This window comes from Nocardia sp. NPDC003963 (assembly GCF_053605105.1).
Genome location: NZ_JBSGIP010000112.1, coordinates 1 through 2,736, shown reverse-complemented (window position 1 = coordinate 2,736; position 2,736 = coordinate 1). Strand labels below are relative to the sequence as shown.

Annotated in this window: 3 protein-coding genes; all 3 read right to left on the bottom strand. The window is 67.1% G+C overall.

Going from position 1 to position 2,736, the window contains the following annotated elements:
- Window positions 1–624: 624 nt before the first annotated feature.
- From ACWEWT_RS38545 to ACWEWT_RS38535, 3 genes are read right to left on the bottom strand one after another with little or no spacing between them, the layout of a single operon-like run.
- Window positions 625–930 (bottom strand): DUF1416 domain-containing protein, encoded by a 306-nt coding sequence (locus ACWEWT_RS38545; RefSeq protein WP_030522845.1) that lies wholly within the window; start codon window positions 928–930, stop codon window positions 625–627.
- Window positions 931–935: 5 nt separating this feature from the next.
- Complete coding sequence (locus ACWEWT_RS38540) at window positions 936–1,769, bottom strand: sulfurtransferase (protein ID WP_452565897.1); 834 nt, start codon at window positions 1,767–1,769, stop codon at window positions 936–938.
- 34 nt (window positions 1,770–1,803) lie between these two features.
- Window positions 1,804–2,283, bottom strand: coding sequence for a DUF4395 domain-containing protein (locus tag ACWEWT_RS38535; RefSeq protein WP_452565896.1), 480 nt, complete (start codon window positions 2,281–2,283; stop codon window positions 1,804–1,806).
- Window positions 2,284–2,736: the final 453 nt, after the last annotated feature.

Here is a 2,736-nt window from a genome sequence, read left to right as displayed (position 1 = left end):
GTTGACCATCCGGGAGTAGACGAAGGGTGTGGGCCTGCATGCCGAGGATCCCGGGTAGCGACGGATACGGGTTCGCATGCCGACCCATCCGGCATGGCAGAAACTGAAAGTCCGTATGCCGACAGGTGTGGTGGAAACCAATGGTTCGAATGCCGACCATCCGGCGTAGCGCCCCCTGGCCCGCGGCCCGTGTGTTCGCATGCCGACCGGACCATCAATGCCTCCGTAGCCCGCATGAGTCGAGTCCTACGAGACACCTCGAAGGGTTGAGGCCCGTCCCGCCCCTCGGCCGAAGGTCCTCAAAGGCCACATCCCGCGGACGGCCCACCGCACGTCGCATGAGCCGCAGGCGCGAGTCCCGAGGCCTGAACGGCGGGACATCAGGGGGCCTCGACGCCGCGCGCGCCGAAAACACAGCACCTTCGTGAGCAGGTCCTGGTTTCGCGCGTTCGCAAGCATGCCCACCGCCCGACGTGCGCGAGCTTGCCCGCTCAGCACCACAGGGCTGCACACCACAGGGCTGCACCCGGGACAGTGGCCGCACCCAGGCCACGCGGCCCGAGCAGCACGGCCCGGGATCCGCCCCCTGACGGGGCGGATCCCGGGCCGTGCGGGTCTCGGCGTCTACTTCGAGACGGCGACGTCCAGGTTGTGGATACCAGGGCCGTCGGGGCGGAGTTCGGCAGTGCCGTTGCCCGCCGAGGAGAGAGCGCGCAGCGTCCAGGTGCCCGGCGCCGCGAAGAAACGGAAGTCACCGGTGCCCGAGGCGACGACCTCGGCGGTGAAATCCCCGTTGCCGTCCAGCAGCCGCACGAAGGCGCCCGCCACCGGCTCACCGTCTGTGGCGAGGACCCGGCCGGTGATGACCGTTTCCTTCTCCACATCGACCCCGGCCGGGATGGCCTGGCCCTGGGTAGGTGCAGCACACATTGTGGTTATTCTCCCAACTCGATAGGGGCGCCGACGAGCGAGCCGTATTCGGTCCAGCTGCCGTCGTAGTTCTTGACATTCTGGTGTCCGAGCAGCTCCTGCAGCACGAACCAGGTGTGCGAGGAGCGCTCGCCGATACGGCAGTAGGCGATGGTTTCCTTGTTGCCGTCCAGGCCGGCGTCACCGTAGATCTCGGTGAGTTCGGCATCGGAACGGAAAGTGCCGTCCTCGTTGGCGGCCTTGCTCCACGGTACGTTGATCGCGCCGGGGATGTGGCCGGGCCGCTGGCTCTGCTCCTGCGGCAGGTGCGCGGGAGCCAGGATCTTGCCCGAGAACTCGTCGGGGGACCGCACGTCGACCAGGTTCTTGGTGCCGATGGCCGCGATGACCTCGTCACGGAAGGCGCGGATGTTGTTGTCCGGCGCGGCCGCCTTGTACTGGGTGGCCGGGCGGCTGACGGCATCGCTGGACAGCGGGCGCCCGTCGAGTTCCCACTTCTTGCGGCCGCCGTCGAGCAGCTTCACGTTGTTGTGGCCGTACAGCTTGAAGTACCAGTAGGCGTAGGCGGCGAACCAGTTGTTGTTGCCGCCGTACAGGACCACCTCGTCGTCGTTGGCGATCCCGCGCTCGGAGAGCAGCGCGGAGAACTGCTCCTGGTTCACGAAGTCGCGACGAACCTGATCCTGCAGGTCCTTCTTCCAGTCGAGCCGCACGGCGCCCTCGATGTGTCCGCCTTCGTAGGCGGTGGTGTCCTCGTCGACCTCGACGAAGACGACGCCGGGGGTCTTGAGGTTCTCTTCGGCCCAGTCGACGGAGACCAGGACATCGGAGCGAGCCATGTTTTCCCTTTCAGTGGTGACAGCGGATTGCAGTTCAGTTCGTTGCGGGGGATTCGGACGGGGGATTCGAACGCAGCCGGGTGGCCAGCGGATACAGCTTGCAGCCGAGGCAGATCCCGAACGCGGCGTTCAAGAAGGCCGCGAACAGGGCGAACCCGGCGAACAGTGCGCCCACGGCGGTGTTGCCGAACAGGAACCCCAGCAGGCTGACCGCGGCGAATACGAAACCGAGCAGCTGGGCGAATCGTAGCGGTGCGGCCGGTTCTGTTTCGGTGACCGGGCCCAGGCGCGGGGCGATGAATCGTGCGTAGACCAGGCCGTACGGGTGCCGGCGCGGCCCGAGCCAGGCGCCGAGCGCGAACACCAGCGTCTGCAGCGCGACCAGTACAGTGGCCGCCGCCGGGGCGAATGCCGCGAACAGCAGGATGAGGACCAGGACGCCGGTGGTCACCCAGGCCACGAAGCGGGGGCCGCGGATATCGACGCGGTTCGCGACTGCGGTGGTAGTGGACATGAACGAAACTCCTGCGCTCGAACTTTTCGGCGGATTCGGCCGGTTCTCCGGGGGAATGAGATCGCTCGCGCGGAAGAACCGTGGTCGGCGTCAGGAAAATGAGACCCGACCGCTCAGCGGCACAGGCAGCAACAACCACCGAGGCGGCACAGGTCGACTGTGCGGCGACGGGTGAGCATCAGCTCGTGGTGGTTTTGCACACCGGGCAGTCTACCCAATAACGGCGCCGTGCCAATGGCCAGGGGGGTGAGCTCCTGGTAAGGGGCCTCACACAGTGAACTTCGCAACGAGTGCGGCGCTCGCCCCGGTTCTCGACCGCGCGCAGAAGCACCCGGTGGAAACCTCCAGCACGCACCGGCGCTGTGAGCCGACACAGGAGGTGCTGTGAGCCGACCCAGGACGGTTCGGGGCTCGCACCCCTGCCCCACCTCTCGCCCACTCCCTACGGTCAAG